Source organism: Paenibacillus sp. FSL K6-1558 (genome assembly GCF_038002565.1).
In the GTDB taxonomy this organism is placed as follows: Bacteria; Bacillota; Bacilli; order Paenibacillales; family Paenibacillaceae; genus Paenibacillus; species Paenibacillus polysaccharolyticus.
The window spans coordinates 3,152,972-3,171,762 of sequence record NZ_JBBOCV010000001.1 but is presented as its reverse complement, the minus strand read 5'-3'; the positions used below and the strand labels follow the sequence as shown (position 1 = coordinate 3,171,762).

The following is an 18,791-nucleotide window of genomic DNA, read 5'->3' as shown; positions in this document are numbered from 1 at the left end:
GCGGGAGCCTTTTGTGCGGACAATGGTAAGGGTATGTCAGGCTAGAAGATGTAAGGAGTATGGGTAAAATGTTGAGATGGCTGGATAACTATCCAAAAGAAGTGAAAGTGTTTTTGCTGGCAAGCATGGTGAGTGCCACGGGTAGTGCTCTCATGTGGCCGCTGACGACTATGTATGTATTCGACGAGCTGGGGCGCACGATGGCAAACGCAGGTTTTGTTATTTTGATTCAATCTCTGGGTGGTATTTTTGGACAGCTGCTTGGTGGCTCTCTATACCATCGTGTAGGTGTGAAAAAACTAATCATTGGTTCGCTTGCACTAAACGCGGCAGGATTGTTCGCATTGCCTTGGATTAGCGCGTACTGGGTTGTTTTTATCTGTGCAATGGGTTGGATTGGGTTATTCAGTTCATTATCGTTGCCTGCAATTCAAGCGTTTATCGGCTTCCGGTTTGCCGAGCGGCGCGGAGAACTGTTTAACATTATTTATGTGGCGAACAACATCGGTGTGGCGATTGGAACGGCGCTTAGCGGATTTCTCGCTGACTTTTCATATCATCTGAGCTTTGTGTTAAACGGGGTGACCTCAGCAGGATTTGCAGTGTTTTTCTGGTTTTATCTTTCCCGGGCGGAGCCGGAGCAGGGAGAAGTACAGCTGACGAAACGTAAAACCGTACCAGACGGTCCGGGCATCTGGACACTGCTGGGAAACACTCGGCTGTATCTGTTTATGAGTCTTGGTGTGTTGTTCCTTTTGTTTGGCAACTCCATCTGGAATACAGGCGTATCCCCGTATATTATTTCAGAAGGATTGGAGAAAAGAATGTACGGTCTGCTCTGGACACTTAACGGGGTGCTGATCTTTGTGGGGCAACCATTCACCAGTTGGATAAAACGTACGATGGCTCGTACCTCCAGCGCCCAGATGACAGCAAGTGCCTTATTTTATGGGCTCGCCTACATTGTTATGATCACGATGTACAATTATCCGGGCATGGTACTTGCGATGGTGCTCGCTACTTTCGGAGAGATGTTAATCTCACCGGCAACACCGGCATTTATATCGGAGCATGCGGGGAGGGCAGCCCCTTTTTACATTGGTGTCTCGGGCGGAATTGGAGCGGTTGGACGTGTAATCGGGCCGTATGCGATGGGGGTTATGTATGATAAACAGGGTCTAATCCCTGTAGCATGGCTGGCAACCGGGACGGCTTCAATAGCCCTGCTTGGATTTGTATTACATGCTGCGCTGAACCGTAACCGGGAGACTCGGGAATACGGCTTGGACGCATAGGATTCTAAGTGAAACGGACAAAATGAACGTACTGAATCTAAACAACAGAGACGACTGAAATAATATAGATTCTAATGAACTTATCTAAAAATGAGATTGACAAAAAAGTTTATATATGCTATAATTTACATATATAAACTTTCCGTATATACTAAGGTTCTCCTGGCCAGGGGGACCTTATTTTTGTTGATACGGGAGGAACATGATGAGCGAGAAGAAGGAGTCCAGTATAACGTCTCTGATTTCAGCATTTGCCCGAGCCTACCATATGGAGCATGATGAACCACTTATCTTTAATGATTTTGTAAGTCGAAAACTGATCACTTCAGAAGAATTCGCAACAATTAGCGAAAACATGATACGAGGCATTCATTTCTTTCACCCGGATGCGGATCATCAGTTCAGGGGTGATTCAAATCAGATATTAAAATGGATAACCCAAGTCCAGCTGTCACCGATCACGCTGGCTCGCTCTGCCTACAGTGAACAGGTGATGCTACAGGAAGCTGCGCTGGGCGTGAAGCAGATGATTGTTCTTGGTGCCGGTATGGACACGTTTGCGTTTAGACACCCGGAATTGGGGGATGAGTTGGACATATTCGAGGTAGATCTCCCATCTGAACAGCAGTTAAAGAAAGAGCGTTTGAGGCAGGCAGAGCTGGTTATTCCACGCAATCTTCATTTTGTACCCATGGACTTCACCCGTGAGATGATTCGTACGGATTCTTGGAGCAGTCTATTCCGAGATGTGAGAACCATGTTTACACTGCTTGGCGTTTCGTATTATTTGCCCAAAGAAGACCTCTGTCGTTTAATTCATCACGCTTTTGCACCTCTTCCAGCTGGAAGTTCAATCGTGTTTGATTATGCAGATGAACATCTCTTTCAGGAAAAGGGCAAATATAACCGTGTCGAAAACATGGTCAAAATGGCTACGATGGGGGGCGAACCGATGCTATCCTGCTTCACGTATGAAGACATGGAGCATCTGCTGGAAAAAGCAGGTCTTCTCATCTATGAGCATCTATCCCCTGAAGAAGTACAGGAGCGGTATTTCAGTCAACGAACAGATGACTTGTCTGCTTTTGAGACGATTCATTTTATTCATGCGGTAAAAAAGTAATCTGATCCCGTGTAAGTCTCATTCGTTAGATCGTTTGACTTGCTTTATATGGATATTTATCTATAATCTTTATTTTGATCTTAGGTTGGATTTTTAAGGCTGATCTTGGGACAATTTGAGGTATAGGCTTTCCTATAAAGCAAGTCTTCTTTTTACAATCGATGCTGAACATAAGCGTTGAAGGCAGTGTGAGGTTCAAAGTGAGATATGAACGTATTGAATATGTTCTTCTTTTCTGCGAAAATCAAATAAAATGGTTGAAATCGCTATCACTAGCGACTATAATGAAAATGTCGAAACGTTTCAATCTGTTGTGTAGAGCAGATTTCTCAATATTTCTTTTTATATGATTAAGAAGAATTTGATTACGAAGGAACGAATCATGACTACAGTTTTGTTTGTACTACAGCAGAGAGACAAGAAGGTTGAGCATGAATTATTTTTTTGGAAATACCTCGAAACGTTTCGATCCATAATTGAAATGGTTTAGAAGCAACTCAAGATTTATAATAATAGTACAACCATAACATACTTTAGAGGTACCCTGAAACATCATCTCAAAATATTTGCATTACAATGAATAGTAACTATAAAAGAACAGAGCACAGAACGAAATAGTCATGGACGAGTGAAGCAAGAAGGGGCGAACTAGGAATGGCAACGATCAAGGATGTGGCAAAGCTGGCGGGTGTAGCACTCTCTACTGCTTCCTATGCATTGAATGGGGACAGCAAGGTTAGTGCCAAGACCAAAGCCAAAGTGCTCGAGGCAGCACGGGAACTGAATTACCGTAAAAACGGCTTTGCCATGGATCTGAAACGGAGCCGGACCAATACCATCGCGCTAATCTTGACAGACTTGTCGGGACCTTATTACTCCGAGTTGATTCGTAGTGTGCAGGATGTGGCGCTGGCGAACGGGTATGACCTGATTGCGTGCAGCTCGATGGGTGGAGGGGATTCAACGGCCGTACGTTTTTTGCGTGAAAAAAGAGTGGACGGAGCCGTTGTTCTGGCTCATAACATCGATGATGATATCCTGGTTCAGTCTGCCGGGTCGCGATTCCCCATTATTGTCATGGATCGACAGCTATCTGGCGATCATCTTGTTAGCGTACTGGTGGATGGAGAGCAGGGAGGATATCTGGCGACTCGCCGTCTAATTAGAGCGGGGCATGAGAATATTGCTTATATAAGCGGACCGTCCAATTCCTATGATAATGCGCTACGTTACCAGGGGTATCTCCGAGCGATGCGGGAAGCAGGCCTTACCGAAAAATCCAAGTGGCGTTTGAACGGCAATTTTGTGCGCGAGGGCGGTTTCAGCGCGACCAAGATGATGATTATGCAGGGAGAGCTGCCGTCAGCAGTGTTTTACGGGAATGACGAGATGGCTATTGGTGGACTGAAGGCATTTGAAGAGAGTGGTATTTCGGTGCCGGGAGATGTTTCCGTTATTGGATTCGATGATATCCAGCTGTCTGAATATATTCAACCACCGCTGACCACGATTCGTCAGCCGAAGCATGAGGCGGGATCACTGGCCGGGCATCTGCTGTTCCAGATGTTGAATGGAGAGAGTGTTAATCCATCCTATACATTAACGATTGATCTGGTAGAGCGCGGGTCCGTGGGGTCTCCTTAAGGTCGAGAGTAGGAAATAAGGTTACCGAGTTTGCATCATGGTATGTAATATTGGTGGCAACTGGGGCAGTAGATGCAAAAGGCAGAGCAAGTATTCATCACAGCAAGACTTGGCTAAGATGGATACATAACGACGAGAAGTGTGATCTGTAAGTGAACACAATGTGTTACTTGTATTACAGCATGAGGGTTATCGTTGGAACGGGTCGGGAACGACCGGTTCAAAGGGAGCCCTATTCTTTTTCAAAAATATCGAAACGTTTCGATTTTAAGTCGTAAACTAATTTAAGGAGTGATAGAGAGATGGCAACAACCATGAATGAAACGATTCGTCTGGCAGCCGGAGAAGTCACATTTACTTTTTTGAACAGTGGAGATTTGTATCAAGCCACTTCCGGCTCAACCATGCTGAATCAACTACTTAGCAACCCGATTGATGGGTCTTTGAATAATCTATACCTGCGTGTATACGGAGAAAATGGGGAGATTCTTTCCTTCCCTCTCCTCGGCGTGCATTCCGGTAGCCAAGTATCTACGAGCAAATTACATGCAGACCGTCAGCTGATCTGGACAGGCAGTGTGCAACCGAACCCTGCAGGACAGGCGATCCAGTATAAAGTTGTATTTACGCTTGCCCCGCAAGGAATCTGGTTCTGGGATGTGAAGATTACAGGACAACAGCAGCGTGTTGATGTGGTGTATGGACAAGATGTGGGACTTGCTGATCCGGGCGCAGTACGTAGTAATGAAGCCTATCTGTCGCAATATATCGACCATACGGTATTTGAAGATGATGCAAAAGGCTATGTGGTATGTTCACGTCAAAACCAGCCACAGGGCGGCGTGTTCCCTTACATGCAACAAGGCTCTTTGACCAAAGCGGTGGGTTACTCAACAGATGGATTCCAGTTCTTCGGACTATCTTACAAAGAAACCAATCAACCTGAAAGCCTGAGTCGCCCGTCTCTGGCAAACGAAACTTACCAGTATGAGTTCGCTTATACTGCATTGCAATCCGAGTTGTTGGAATTGAACGGTGAGGCACAGGTTGTTTTCTACGGACTGGCGAAGCCTAACCATGCATCGGGTATTACCGCACTGGAGTATGGAGATGAAGTTGCAGCAGGATGGAACGAAGTACAGGCTTTGAACGCAGAACAAGGTGAAGTATTTGAACAGGTGAAACTTTCCTCGTCTCTGGGTGAGCCACTGGCGGCACTGGATCTGACGCAGGAAGAGATTAACCAGCTGTACCCTGACCGTCATCAGGAAGAACGTAGCGGGGATCGGCTGTTGTCCTTCTTTACCGAATCTTACGAGCATATCGTATTGAAAGCCAAAGAACTGCTGGTGGAGCGTCCACACGGACATATTCTGATGAGCGGCGGTAATGTAAAACTTGGTGCACAGGTTATTACAACCACCTCGTATATGTACGGAATGTTTAACTCACAGCTTGTCATTGGTAACACCAATTTTAATAAAATGATCAGTAATGCCCGCAATGCTCTGAACGTGCCAAAAACGGCCGGACAACGCATCTATGTTGAGATCGATGGGCAATATCGTCTGCTGACGATGCCGTCTTTGTTCGAGATTGGGTTTAACTATGCTCGCTGGATATACAAAATGGAGTCCGATACACTCATCGTGACGAATTACACAACGACGCATTCTACGGAAGTACGCATGAATGTGCGTTCTACAAGTGGCAAAGCTTATCGTTACCTGGTGACGAACCAGATTACGATGAACGTGAATGAGTACGAGTATCCACTGCACATGACGCAGGATGGTAGCACATTGATTTTCAAAGCGGATTCGAAGTCTCTGAGTGCAGGAACGTATCCTGAGCTGGAGTACCGCATGACTGTTGAAGGTGCCTCTGTACAAGCCGGGGACGAAACACTTCTTGCCAGCGGTGTTCGCAGTGGTGCTGCTTCACTTGTAACGTTAAGCTTAGAAGAGACTGCGGAATGGACGCTGAAGGTTCAGGGCGTGCTGGAAGGTCAGGCGACTGCGGGTGCTGACACAGCAACTTCTACTCTTTCTTTTGAAGAAGAAGTGCAGGCATACCGTGAGTTCTTTGCAGGTGTCATGAATGGTTTCCGTTTGTCGCGCGGCGAGAGCCAGGATGCGGAAGATCTGTTCAAAGTCAACGCACTTGCTTGGTGGTACACCCACAACATGCTGGTTCACTACTCTGTGCCTCATGGTCTGGAGCAATACGGCGGTGCGGCATGGGGTACGCGTGATGTGTGCCAAGGTCCGGTAGAGTATTTCATGGCCACTCAAAAATATGAGCAGGTTCGCGATATCATCAAAATGGTGTACACACACCAATACGAAGATGATGGTAACTGGCCGCAATGGTTTATGTTTGACAAGTACTTTGCGATTCAACAGGAAGAGAGCCATGGCGATATCATCGTATGGCCGCTGAAAGTGCTGGCAGATTACCTTACTGCGACACGCGATTATGCCATTCTGGATGAGAAAGTGCCTTATACAGTTAAACACAGCTTTGGATTCACAGAAGAGACAGCAACCGTACTGGATCACGCGAAAAAAGAGATCGAGTATATCCGTGCACACTTCCTGCACGATACGTTCCTGTCCTCCTATGGAGATGGAGACTGGGATGATACCCTGCAACCAGCTAATGCACAACTCAAGCAATACATGGTGAGTAGCTGGACGGTTGCCTTGACGTATCAGTCCGTGAACGTGTTATCACAGGCGTTGAAGTCCAAAGACGAAGCTTTTGCGCAAGAGCTTGCCGAACTGGCACAGGGCATCCGCGAGGATTTCAACCGTTACATGCTGGGCACAGATGTAATTCCAGGCTTTGTGTACATGGAAGAGGCAGATCGGGCGAAGCTGATGCTGCACCCGACAGACACCGAGACTGGTATCCAATATCGTCTGTTGCCAATGACACGCAGCATGATCGGCGAACTGCTGAACGCAGAACAGGCTGAGTCACACTATGCACTCATTCGTGAACAGTTCCTCTGCCCGGATGGCGTACGTCTGATGAACCGTCCTGCGCAATATGCTGGCGGTGTGAGCACACACTTCAAACGTGCAGAGCAAGCATCCAACTTCGGACGTGAGATCGGTTTGCAATATGTGCATGCCCACATCCGTTACGTGGAAGCGATGGCGAAGCTGGGTAAAACGGATCAAGTGTGGAACGGTCTGGCGATGATCAATCCGGTGGGGATCCGTGAGGTTGTGCCTAATGCAGAGATTCGCCAAGCGAACGCGTACTTCAGTAGTTCGGATGGCAAGTTCAACACCCGTTACGAGGCACAGGAACATTTTGACCAGCTTCGCAAAGGGACGGTAGAAGTGAAAGGCGGATGGAGAATCTACTCCAGCGGCCCTGGAATCTACATGAACCAGTTGATCTCGAATGCACTCGGTATTCGTCAGGAAGGCGGTAATCTGGTCATTGACCCGGTACTGCCAGCTGAGCTGGATGGCATGCAATTCGAATTCGAATATGCAGGCACGCCGGTGACGTTTATCTACCACCTGAATGAGAAAGCTGTCAGCCGTGTAACGGTGAATGGCAAAGACGTGGCTGGTGAGCGTACAGTGAACCGTTATCGTGAAGGCGGGGTATGCATCTCGCTGGATGCGTTCAAAGAAGTAAGCGGCACGGCTGAGCGTACGATTGTTGATATTTATATGTAAACTAGTCATTGCTGTCCTCTCTAGCGAGACCAGCAATAAGAGCCAACCTCCTTTCGGAGAGTTGGCTCTTTCCTATATCATTCGTGTTTCGCTGGAGGTTGTTGTCAGATACCTGCTATTATAGCGGAACCGCAAGTACGGTATGCAATAATTCATTATGACGGACATGTTTGGTCTCGTAGCCCAGGTGAGTCAGACGGCAGTGTAATTCGTCCAGCAATGGGAAATGGCGCTCGTGCAAAGCGCGTTGTTGTTCCTTGTCGCCTGTGACCTTGGCATGTCGTAGGTAAGCGTCACGATGGGCGGAATCCCTAAACATCAGGTCGGTGAGACAGATTCTGCTCGTGCCGCTGGTTTTGAGCACACGCTGGATTTCTTCCAAAGCGAGCTGTTGCTGATCCGGACCCAGATGATGGAAGGCGAAGCTGGATACAACAAAGTCGAAGGATTGATCGGCAAAAGGCAAGGCCAGAAAATTACCAAGCTTCACCTGCATCTGAGGATACTTGAGGCGGCATGTTCGCAGCATTTCCCGTGATTGATCGATCCCGGTCATGACAGCACCCTGACGCAGCATTCTGCCAGCCAGATTGCCTGTCCCAGTGCCAATGTCCAAGCCAGTTTCTCCAGGCTGAGGAGCAATAGACTGCAAGGTCTGTTCTAATGCTTCGTCGTAATTACGGTATAGGTTAAATGGCTTGTCTGCTGTTGTTTGTACGTGGCCTAAGGACGCAGTCGTGGATAGGGTTGAATCTGCTTGTGGAGTGTAATCCTCTGTATCTGTCATAGTTTGAACCCGCTGATCATGGATGGCCGCTTGTTTATCATAATTCCAGCGGTCATGCCAGTTCTGCCTTGCTTCCCGCAGTCTGCGTGCACTGCCAGCCAGATCATGCAGGTGGCTGACATCCAGCGCCCCGTCCTGACGGTTCAGGTCGATCATCCGCTGGGTTGTATCCATCATACGTTTTAACTCCACCCACTGGGCGTACATCACCGCTTGCTGCAACTCCAGATATTCCTCTAACCCCTGCTGGTTACCTTGATCTATCTCGGCGAGCGCGTGAGTAATATCCTGCAAAGACATGCCAATTTCGCGTAGCGCTGCTATTGTCTGCAAACGCCAAATGTCATTTTCCGTATAAGTGCGGTATCCGTTGCTGACCTGCTTGGCAGGCTGAATTAACCCTTTTTCCTCATAAAAACGAATGGCTCTTGCGGAAATCCCCAGCCGGGAAGCGGCTTCTTTGATATTCAACCGGATGTACCTCCTTACCTTATTGAACCGTATCTATAAGTATTACCATGGAATCAGTATAAAGTATGACGTTACGGCAAGGTAAATTGATTTGTCGAAGTCCATGGTTATCTGCTTTTTTCTGCTGGGTCCAGAAATTAGAGGGCATCGGCTATGCTAGCAGGCAAGTTGTAGTGTGCTCTAATCTTTCATGATTTGGTCAAACGAAGGTGGAATTTTAGTCCTCCCGGCGGCTATGCTACAATAGATAACAGAATAAAGAACATGATAAAGATAGCGTAATCAAGCTAGGGAAAAAGATATTTAAATGAAGCGAATCAAAAAATTGAATGAAGATATCGAAAGGTTGAATCAGCATGTTCACCAGTCATACGTATCAAATCCGTGCTTCCGAGATGAAGGATGCAAACCAGCTAATGGAGCTGGATATGCTGGTCTGGAATGCATCCACCTCGCCTGCACCGATGCAATGGAGATCCAGACAGCAGTATTTGCAATATTGTCCTCCTGGCAGTCAGCTCATTGCGGTACAAGAGGATCAGGTATGCGGATACGTGGGCTTCCATCCCCCTACGGGGATGCCAGTGAATCGGCATGTCTATGAAATCCATATTGCTGTTCATCCGGATTTTCGCCGCTCTGGTGTGGCAACAGCTCTAATGAAAGCGATGAAGCAACACGCGCTGGAGCAGGGCATTCGTAAGCTCAGACTGCGTGTATTATCCAGCAACCCGGGAGCGGTTGCCTTCTATGAGCAATGTGGGTTTATAACCGAAGGCAGGCTTGTATCTGAGTTCCGAATCGGTGGCAGGGATGTAGACGACATTTTAATGGCTTATTTTATTGATGCCTAAACGGTTAGACGGATGTGTAGGGGAACAAACTTTGCTTAGGGAGGAATACACAATGGATATGGGACTTCGCGGTAAAAAAGCACTCGTGCTGGCCTCCAGTCGAGGCCTGGGCAAAGCGGTTGCGGCACAGCTGGCACTGGAAGGTGCGGATGTGATGTTGGCCAGCCGAAGCGGGGACAAGCTCGCTATCGTCAAAGAAGAGTTGCTTGCACTTGGCGGCGGAGGATGTGTCGAATATGTCGCAACGGATGTAACACGCAAGGAGGACATCGCGGCACTTATTCAGGCTACAGCAGAACAATTTGGCCAGATCGACATTCTGGTTAACAATTCTGGTGGCCCGCCTTCCGGTACGTTCGAGTCACTGACCGACGAGGACTGGGAGCGTGCATTTGAGCTAAACATGCTTAGTTATGTCCGGCTGATTCGGGGTGTGCTTCCATATATGAAGGCAAACGGAGGACATATTGTCAACATTGCCTCCACATCGGTGAAGCAACCCATTCCGGGTCTGATTCTATCCAATACGTTCCGGACGGGTGTGTTTGGTCTTGCCAAGACGCTCTCTCAGGAGCTTGCACCTTACGGCATACTGATTAATACCGTAGCCCCTGGACGCATCGCAACAGATCGGATTCGTGAGTTGGATACGGCGAGGGCAGAACAGAATGGAGTCAGTGAAGACGAGATTGCCGAGCAGTTCCGCAAAGAGATTCCGCTGGGGCGTTATGGACAGCCGGAGGAATTCGCCAAAGCTGTCGTATTTCTGTTGTCTGGTGCCAACTCCTACATTACCGGAACATCATTAATTGTGGATGGTGGCATGGTGCGCGCGCTCTAAAGGACGATGTACCTGATAAACATTAAAGCCCCTCCTTCACCGCTGCTGACAGCGTGGGAAGGAGGGGCTTGGCATGGGAATCATCCTGCAGGATGCAGAGACAGGTGAGATTCCACGTACGATTTGCTTGCTAACGGTTGGTTATGCAGGATCTTTACTAAGATCAGAAGTGCTCGTACCTGCCTGATCTGTCGTGCCTGCTTTGTCTGTTTTGTCGTTCTCTGGCAAAGGTTTAACTGGGGTGCCAGACTCGTCTTTCAAACGAGAGCCATGGTGATGCTCGGGCCGAACGGATGGGCGTTTGCCATTAACAAGGTCTGTGATGCACTGGGTTAGATCGGCAACCCGTTCATCATACTGAGCCTGTGTAATTTTCCCGTCTTTCAACTCTTGCTGCAGATCGGCCGTTCTATCGGTTGCAAGCTGCTGAATAAGGGTTTGCACGTTTACCTTCTGGGCAGAGGCAATGGCTGCGAGGGTATCCCCTTTTTTGAGTGATGAAGTTAATTCATTGGTGGTCACTCCGAGTAAAGACGCGAGCTTGTCCAGGTTGCGATCGACTTCAGGGCCAAACCCCCGTCCAGGCAAACCCATTCCAGGCACAGAATGTTCTGGTTTTTTCGCGCGTAATGCGGATGGTTTTTCGTTTACCAGTTCACTCACGCGCTCCGTAAGAGCGGCCAAACGTTCATTATATTGGGTTTGTGTAATCTTGGAGTCGGTAAGCTGTAGTTGCAGTTCCTTTTTCTCCGTGGCTACCAGTTTATCAATGAGCGTCTGTGTCTCAACCTTTTTTGAGGCAGCAATTTCAGCAAGGGACTTATCTGCTTTAATGGCTTCTTTCAACTCATCTTTGGTGATGCCCAGCACAGAGAGAACATCTTCGGCATGAGGCCCGAACCAAGGTCCAAGTCCTCGTTCCGCTTCGCCAGGTGGTTTCAATATATGGGACCCCATCGGGGCAGTGCGTTTGTTTTGGAGTGCATCGGATGCTTTCGCCGCAGGGTCTGCATGAACCGCAGTTGTTGCCACCAAGCCCCCGCCAAGTGCAAGTGTTAAAGCTAAAGCGCTGGTTACTTTGACTGCCTTTGATGTTGTGGTTTTCTTCATCCGTGATCATCCTTCTTCCTTGAATAGAGTTTGTGGTTATACAGCCACAACGCTATCTTAGGCACCGAGCATGAAGCAGAGATGAGTTCAACCTTAAGGGGAAGTAAAAAGTGGTGTCCTAACCACAAATACCCCTCATCTATGGGACATGTGCCGTCACAGACAAAGGGCAAGCGGATTAGGGTGATGTATGATGATATGTCCATTATGTAAGGCTGTTTTATCGCAAAAGTTCCCATTCATGCTGTAACATGCCGTATACCGCATGATTGACGTATCCTTTAGGCAGCTTTTCCGCCTGGCGAATGACACCCTCAAGCACGAAGCCAAGTCGTTCCGGAATAGCACGGCTACGTTTGTTGTTGGTGGCACAGCGAATTTCGACCCGATTCAGATCCAGTGTCACGAGGGCGTAATCCACTAAGACACGGCAGGCACTGGTCATTAGGCCTTGTCCTTCGAAACCTTTACCAAGCCAGTATCCGATGCTTACGGAACGGCTTGTCCAGTTAATCTCGTGGAAACCGATGATACCTGCAAGTTCTCCTTTTAACCAGATGCCGGCTGTGAAGCCGCCGTTCTCCGCAGCTTGTTTTAACGCGTTCGTAATAAAGCTCGATGTATGTTCCATGTCGGTCACCTGATCTACCCAAGGCAGCCAATGTCTCAGTTGATCTCTGGAACGGTCCGTCAGTTCGAACAGCGGTTTGGTGTGCTCCATCAAAAGCGGGCGAAGCTCTGTATATTCATCCAATGAATAGGTAAACATGATTGCAACCTTCTTTCTTTATATAATAGGTAGATTAGCGGGGAGGCCGGGGCAATTTGCGCTCCAGAGCAAACAGATCTTCTTCCATGGAGGCCATGCGCTGGTTTACCGTCGTGCGTGCGTCACTGAGTGCCTGATTATATATGTAGGGAGCAAGCTGTGTCATAAACAGGTCGAGGACGCCCCATGCTGCCAGATCGCCCAATTCTTCGCCGCGTTCCTCTTCAAAATACGACTGGATCGTGCGAATGGCTTCATCCTGCTGTTCTTTGGTCAGTTTTAGCGCGTTCACTTGGGAAACCCTCCCTTAAATTTAGTTTTACTCATATGCTACATGATTCGTGCGAACTCGTCAAAATGGTATTGGGCCTAACTTGAATCGGGTAGCGTGTGCGTTTGATCCCGATTTTCATGTTGTTATTTATTGAACTCCTTCCCCGTTAAAGGTATATTTAAATGAAACGCGTACGAAACTTTCCATGAAAGAAGATATTTTCAGGAAATGGTTTCGTCATTAAGGAATTTTACCCGGAATTGCTGTACTATTGTACTTTTTGCAAGCTCCAATCCATTCATGAAAGGTTTGATAACTGTGGACAACCGATTCACAACCCCACCTAACTTTATTAAAAATATCATTACCGAGGACCTCCGGTCGGGCAAAGTCCAGGAAGTTATTACCCGTTTTCCACCGGAACCGAACGGTTATCTGCATATTGGTCACGCGAAGGCGATCTGGATCAACTTTACGCTGGGCGGCGAGTTTGGCGGCAAGACAAACCTGCGCTTTGATGACACGAACCCGGTGAAGGAAGACGTGGAGTACGTGAACTCCATCCAGGAAGACGTGAAATGGCTCGGATACGAGTGGAACGAGAAACGTTTTGCCTCGGATTATTTCGATGAGATGTACAACCGTGCGGTCTTGCTTATTCAAAAAGGTAAAGCCTATGTCGACGACCAAAGCGCCGATCAAATCCGTCAAATGCGCGGAACGCTGACCGAGCCGGGCAAAAACAGCCCGTACCGCGACCGTTCGGTGGAAGAGAACCTCGACCTGTTCACACGTATGCGTGCAGGCGAATTCAAGAACGGAGAAAAGGTACTGCGTGCCAAGATTGATATGGCTTCGCCTAACATCAACCTGCGTGATCCGGTCATCTACCGTATCTCTCATGCACATCACCATAATACGGGCGACAAATGGTGCATCTACCCGATGTATGCATTTGCACACCCGCTGGAAGATGCCATTGAAGGTGTAACACACTCTTTGTGTTCTCTGGAGTTTGAAGATCAACGTCCATTCTATGATTGGGTTGTTGCAGAGTGTGAGATGCAAAGTCAGCCGCGTCAATACGAGTTTGGCCGCCTGAACCTGTCACAGATGGTAACGAGCAAACGTAAGCTGAAGTTGCTTGTGGATGAAGGCCATGTCGATGGCTGGGATGATCCGCGTATGCCAACGATCTCGGGTTTGCGTCGCCGGGGGTACACACCGGAAGCGATTCGTGATTTTGTATTCGAAACAGGCATTTCCAAAAGCCAAGGCGTGATCGATCTGCAAACGCTGGAGCACTTTGTTCGTGAGGATCTGAAACTGAAAGCTCCGCGCACCATGGCTGTCCTGCACCCGCTCAAAGTGGTTATCACCAACTATCCTGAGGGACAAGTGGAGTGGTTGGAAGCCGAGAATAACGTGGAAAATCCGGAGATGGGCAACCGCCAAATTCCGTTTTCCCGTGAGATTTATATCGAGCAAGACGATTTTATGGAAAATCCACCGAACAAATACTTCCGTTTGTTCCCTGGCAATGAAGTTCGTTTGAAACATGCCTACTTCATTAAATGTAATGACGTGATCAAGGATGCGGATGGTAATGTTGTTGAGATTCATTGCACATATGATGTAGAAACGAAGAGCGGCAGCGGCTTTACAGGCCGCAAAGTCAAAGGCACGATTCACTGGGTAGAGGCAACTCAAGCGGTACCCGCAGAATTCCGTTTGTACGAGCCGTTGATTTCGGCGGAAGCGCCGGAAGCGGAAGCAGAGGCCGAAGTGGTTGCTGCTGTAGCAGGGGCTGAGATTGAGGCCGATGTGACTGGAGCTGGAGCAGAGACTGCCGAGCAACCGGAAAAAACGTTCCTGGATCAGCTGAACCCGAACTCTCTGGAGATCGTTCACGGCTTCGTGGAGCAAGAGATGAAAGAAGCGAAATCACAGGACAAGTTCCAATTTTTCCGTCACGGTTACTTCAGTGTTGATCCAAAGCACTCCGAGCCAGGCCGTCCCGTATTCAACCGGGTTGTATCGCTGAAAAGCTCATTCCAATTGCCGAAGGCATAAGGTATAAAGTAGATACAAGAGGATATGGGATGAGGTAGACGTACAAGAGCGTGAGATAGACAAACAAGTGAGTGGGATAGACAGACAAGAGCATGAGATAGACGTGTAATAGTAGCGTGGGCATGGGACAGGGGTGGTTGCTAAACCAACGTCAGCCACGACATTAATTCACCCGTCGAACGCTTGAAGGGTTTGGTTAGAGCACGAAGTTTCGAGATTAGTAAGCTGCATATGCATTAAAAAGGGGCGCTCCTTCATCCTTAAGATGACGGGACGCCCTTTTTGTGTTTTTCGATATAGAGGGGATGTCTTCCTTATATTATGCAAATTACTCTAACGATCACAGGGAACGCTATTTCCCTACTATTCGGCACTTCTGAATTCTAACGATCCGTACGGAGCTTATTTCCTGAAAATGTAGTCTTTTCACCCTGTTTTCCCCGGTTTGAATGGAAATAAGGCTTCTGGTGATCGTTAGAATATGAAATGACTAAAAATTGCACAGATAAGCTTCGTGGTGATCGTTAGCGGTTAGCCGCGAGAGTTACCACTAATTTTTCACAGGACTGTTCCATTGTCTGCAGGAATCATTACGCAAAAACTGAAGCTTTATTTGTTCAATGACTTCTCAGCTATTCCTCAACTACATCCTCCATCTACTTACCTCATTTACTTACCTCATTCAATTACTTCATCTACTGAACTCATCTAGCTCGTACTGCGAATTTCCCAGCACGCAGTGCTCTGCTTCATGCGAGGGTGGTCAGCCACATCCCCACTTACTTGTCTTCATCCATATTGCCCATCTCGGTCAGCACCGTTGGCTGGTACCCATTACGACGGTTCCACAGCCACATGATGGCAAAGCCAGCAGCGCCGATGAGTGAAAAGAAGACACCGATGTTGTACATTACCTCTGCACCGAAGCTCTGGAATAGCCAACCGCCAAACAGCCCGGCAATGACGCCGGAGAGACCACCCCAAGCCATCGTATACACCGCTTGCCCGGAGGAGCGGTAAGGCCGTGGAATAAACAGCATCGTCAGTTGTGTGCCCACATAGAAATAACCGCCAAAGGTGACCGAGTGCATGAGTTGAATAAAGACAACCTCCATCGGGTTGTTAGCCAGCGCCATGAGCTGCCAGCGAAGCGCAAACAACAGGCTGACCAGAATCAGAGAGCCCAGTAGTATGCTCATCTTGCGTTTCAGTAACCGATCCAGCAACAGGAACACACCCACTTCGAGAATAGAGGATGTGAAGATGGCCCAGCCGACCATCTGTTTGTCGCCGCCCATCTCTACAATATAAAGAGACATAAATGTACTGTTCATGGCATTGGGTACCGAAACGAGCACCCCAAGACCGATAAAGATCATAAAATACGGATTAAACATCACTTTGCCGAACCGCCGAAACGTCACAATCGGGGTATCAGAAGCAATGGGCTGCCTTGGCAAAAGTACAGAGAATACAAACGCTACTGCAATCATGCATGCAAAAATAATGGACACACTGCTAACGCCAAAACGGTCAATAACCGGCCCAGCAGCAACTGCAGTCAGCGCCCAACCTAGAGAGCCCCAGAGCCGAAAGGATCCGAACTTCTGACCTGTACCGTCGATATAACCGAGAATCAGGCTGTTGGTTTGAGCGAATAAGGGACTTTGGAAAAAATAAAAGAAAATCATGGCGACATAGATCCAGGCATATGAGGGCGCATAAAATACACCCTGTGCAAGCACAAAGGTGCCTCCCATCATCATCATTAGCACAATACGGATATTGCGCGACTTATCGCTCCAGAACCCCCAGAACGGATTGGCAAACAGAGATACAAAAGGACCGATGGCCATGAGGCTGCCAATCTCCAGTTTGGTCATACCAATCTCTTGAAGATAGAGCTGCAGGAATCCGGCAAAGATCGAAATGGCTCCGTAGATGAAAAAGTTATATAGTTTCAGAGAGGTCAGCGAGGAAGTGCCTCTCACAGGTGCAGATCTGTCCAATTGAGCCATTCCTTTCCGAATCGAATCATATTGTTCAATGTATCATTTGTTGAAAGGGGATTCAACGTATAGAATATATGAATTAAAGGTATGTCCTATCCCATAACGGATGCAACGAAATGTATGCTAAGGATGTGTGCTTTATAAGTTCGGTGTAATATTGCACGAATAGAAAACTCAGGTTCTGACGGGAAGAGGAGAGTGCTATGGACGCTGAAAAATGGACAGGCATTATATTGGCAGGTGGATTATCCAGCCGAATGGGAACGAACAAAGCACTACTCGAACTGAATGGTTCAGCCGTGTTAACTCATATAAACAATGCGATCAGACCCGCCGTATCCCGGGTTGTTGTTGCAGCGGGGCCGAGCGAAGCAATTTACACCGCACTAGGGGATGAAGACTTCGAATGCGTACAGGATGTTTACCCGGGCAAGGGGCCACTTGCGGGGCTCCACGCAGCGCTCAATGCCTCCCAGACAGAGTGGAATCTGGTCAGTGCCTGTGACATGCCGCTTCTGCAAACCTCTTTTTTCAATGGAATGAAGAGGCTCGCAGTACAATATCCAATATGCAACGCCATCGTTCCGCGAGTAGAAGGACGCATTCATCCCCTTGCAGGGGTTTACCACAGACATGTGCTTCCAGAGCTAGAACAGTGCCTTACTCATGACCGGCTGCGTGTCATTCGCTGGCTGGAAGAGATCGGTTGCCATTTTGCCGAAATAGACGAACTGGAGCAAGTAGGTATTGAACATGCCGCACTACAATTGAGCAATATGAATACTCCCGAAGAATTCGAGAATATACGAATTCATCTTCAGCGTTCGGAGTTTCCTTCTGGAGGTTGAGCAACGGGATTCAGGCTATTCTCTGCATGTTGATTTCGATAGAGTAGAGGGCTTTGGCCTGTCCAGCGTTTGAATTGTCTACTGAAATGAGACAAATGGGTGTAACCAAGTTTGATGGCAATCTCCCCAAGCGAAAGATCAGGTTGCTCGATCAACACCTTGGCCTCTTGCAGTTTCAGGCTGGACAGGTAGGCCCGCGGAGAATGACCAAATACTTTGCGAAAAACTTGTAAACCATATCCCGGACTAATGCCAAACGACGAAATGATCTGCTCGACTTTGACCGAAGATACATTGTCGTCCCGTGATCGTAACTGGGCATGGAAAGCCTGCTTGATCGCTTCAGCGATCGCTCCTGCGTAATGCATGGCGGTCGGAGCAGGGGCATGAGCAGTATCCACCGAGATCGTGGATTCGGGTGTATTCTCTGCTGCTTGAGATAACAGCGCAAACAGTTCGAACATCCGTGCTTGCATGAGTAATTTGTCTGTGGACGAATAAGCCTCGGCTGTATTAATCATGCTCATCCAGCTTTCAAGCACGGCTCTTATTTTCATATTATCTCCCGTACCGGCGGCATAGATTCTGCTACGCTGGGACATGAGTTTTAAGGTGAATACCGGATCATCCACGTTAAAATGTGCGCTAAAATAGGTCATACCCTCCGCAGAAATACATGTATTGGTATGTTTGAATCCGGGCGGAATGAGCAGAATTGAGCCTTCATCCACCGTATACGTGTAGCCATGAATCACACTCTCCTGCGTTCCCTGAATGATCAGAATGATCTCAAAGCCCGGATGTGTCTCCTCAGGCATAGCCCACCTATATGGAACTTGCTGGCTATGAGCGCCATAAAATTTGATGTTACAATCGATAATTGGAAGCCAGTGAGCCAGCGTATGGTATGGCATCTCTCGAAGCTGCGAACGGATATCCATGACATTCACCTCGGAAAAGGGTAAAAAATACTCGCCTTGTGCCATCGG

At 48.0% G+C, this 18,791-nt stretch carries 14 protein-coding genes; 8 read left to right on the top strand and 6 right to left on the bottom strand.

Going from position 1 to position 18,791, the window contains the following annotated elements:
- Nucleotides 1-71 precede the first annotated feature (71 nt).
- The 4 genes from MHI38_RS13700 to MHI38_RS13685 all read left to right on the top strand — a co-directional run bounded on the left by MHI38_RS13700 (nucleotide 72) and on the right by MHI38_RS13685 (nucleotide 7,763).
- Complete coding sequence (locus MHI38_RS13700) at nucleotides 72-1,295, top strand: MFS transporter (protein ID WP_154892014.1); 1,224 nt, start codon at nucleotides 72-74, stop codon at nucleotides 1,293-1,295.
- A 202-nt stretch (nucleotides 1,296-1,497) separates the two neighbouring features.
- On the top strand, nucleotides 1,498-2,418 hold the full coding sequence (locus tag MHI38_RS13695) for a class I SAM-dependent methyltransferase (RefSeq protein WP_154891999.1): 921 nt from the start codon (nucleotides 1,498-1,500) through the stop codon (nucleotides 2,416-2,418).
- A gap of 654 nt (nucleotides 2,419-3,072) precedes the next feature.
- Nucleotides 3,073-4,062: a LacI family DNA-binding transcriptional regulator gene (locus MHI38_RS13690; protein ID WP_090924177.1), complete on the top strand. Its 990-nt coding sequence runs from the start codon at nucleotides 3,073-3,075 to the stop codon at nucleotides 4,060-4,062.
- A gap of 302 nt (nucleotides 4,063-4,364) precedes the next feature.
- The gene (locus MHI38_RS13685; protein WP_341181312.1) at nucleotides 4,365-7,763 is read left to right on the top strand and encodes a GH36-type glycosyl hydrolase domain-containing protein; all 3,399 of its coding nucleotides are present in this window, start codon (nucleotides 4,365-4,367) and stop codon (nucleotides 7,761-7,763) included.
- Between the two features lie 118 nt (nucleotides 7,764-7,881).
- Here MHI38_RS13685 and MHI38_RS13680 read toward each other — a convergent pair whose 3' ends face one another.
- On the bottom strand, nucleotides 7,882-9,021 hold the full coding sequence (locus tag MHI38_RS13680; RefSeq protein ID WP_090924179.1) for a methyltransferase domain-containing protein: 1,140 nt from the start codon (nucleotides 9,019-9,021) through the stop codon (nucleotides 7,882-7,884).
- Nucleotides 9,022-9,377: 356 nt separating this feature from the next.
- Between MHI38_RS13680 and MHI38_RS13675 the strand changes: the two genes are divergently transcribed.
- Nucleotides 9,378-9,875 (top strand): GNAT family N-acetyltransferase, encoded by a 498-nt coding sequence (locus tag MHI38_RS13675; protein WP_090924180.1) that lies wholly within the window; start codon nucleotides 9,378-9,380, stop codon nucleotides 9,873-9,875.
- A gap of 52 nt (nucleotides 9,876-9,927) precedes the next feature.
- A complete protein-coding gene (locus MHI38_RS13670; protein WP_154984485.1) occupies nucleotides 9,928-10,716 on the top strand; it encodes an SDR family oxidoreductase in 789 nt (262 codons plus the stop codon).
- Between the two features lie 141 nt (nucleotides 10,717-10,857).
- On the opposite strand, the gene MHI38_RS13665 is transcribed toward MHI38_RS13670, so the two are convergent.
- From MHI38_RS13665 to MHI38_RS13655, 3 genes are all read right to left on the bottom strand, one after another.
- Nucleotides 10,858-11,826, bottom strand: coding sequence for a LysM peptidoglycan-binding domain-containing protein (locus MHI38_RS13665; RefSeq protein ID WP_341181311.1), 969 nt, complete (start codon nucleotides 11,824-11,826; stop codon nucleotides 10,858-10,860).
- Nucleotides 11,827-12,046: 220 nt separating this feature from the next.
- Nucleotides 12,047-12,595: a GNAT family N-acetyltransferase gene (locus MHI38_RS13660; protein ID WP_154891995.1), complete on the bottom strand. Its 549-nt coding sequence runs from the start codon at nucleotides 12,593-12,595 to the stop codon at nucleotides 12,047-12,049.
- Between the two features lie 34 nt (nucleotides 12,596-12,629).
- A complete protein-coding gene (locus tag MHI38_RS13655; RefSeq protein ID WP_090924184.1) occupies nucleotides 12,630-12,887 on the bottom strand; it encodes a DUF2164 domain-containing protein in 258 nt (85 codons plus the stop codon).
- A gap of 282 nt (nucleotides 12,888-13,169) precedes the next feature.
- Between MHI38_RS13655 and MHI38_RS13650 the strand changes: the two genes are divergently transcribed.
- Nucleotides 13,170-14,942 (top strand): glutamine--tRNA ligase/YqeY domain fusion protein, encoded by a 1,773-nt coding sequence (locus MHI38_RS13650; RefSeq protein ID WP_341181310.1) that lies wholly within the window; start codon nucleotides 13,170-13,172, stop codon nucleotides 14,940-14,942.
- A 779-nt stretch (nucleotides 14,943-15,721) separates the two neighbouring features.
- Here the strand turns inward: MHI38_RS13650 and MHI38_RS13645 are convergent.
- Nucleotides 15,722-16,960 (bottom strand): MFS transporter, encoded by a 1,239-nt coding sequence (locus MHI38_RS13645; protein WP_221791641.1) that lies wholly within the window; start codon nucleotides 16,958-16,960, stop codon nucleotides 15,722-15,724.
- 197 nt (nucleotides 16,961-17,157) lie between these two features.
- On the opposite strand from MHI38_RS13645, the gene MHI38_RS13640 reads away from it, so the two are divergent.
- Nucleotides 17,158-17,802, top strand: a complete 645-nt coding sequence (locus MHI38_RS13640; protein ID WP_341181308.1) for a molybdenum cofactor guanylyltransferase — start codon at nucleotides 17,158-17,160, stop codon at nucleotides 17,800-17,802.
- Here the strand turns inward: MHI38_RS13640 and MHI38_RS13635 are convergent.
- On the bottom strand, nucleotides 17,772-18,788 hold the full coding sequence (locus MHI38_RS13635; RefSeq protein ID WP_341181307.1) for an AraC family transcriptional regulator: 1,017 nt from the start codon (nucleotides 18,786-18,788) through the stop codon (nucleotides 17,772-17,774). The two genes, MHI38_RS13640 and MHI38_RS13635, sit on opposite strands and share 31 nt — an antisense overlap.
- Nucleotides 18,789-18,791 lie beyond the last annotated feature (3 nt).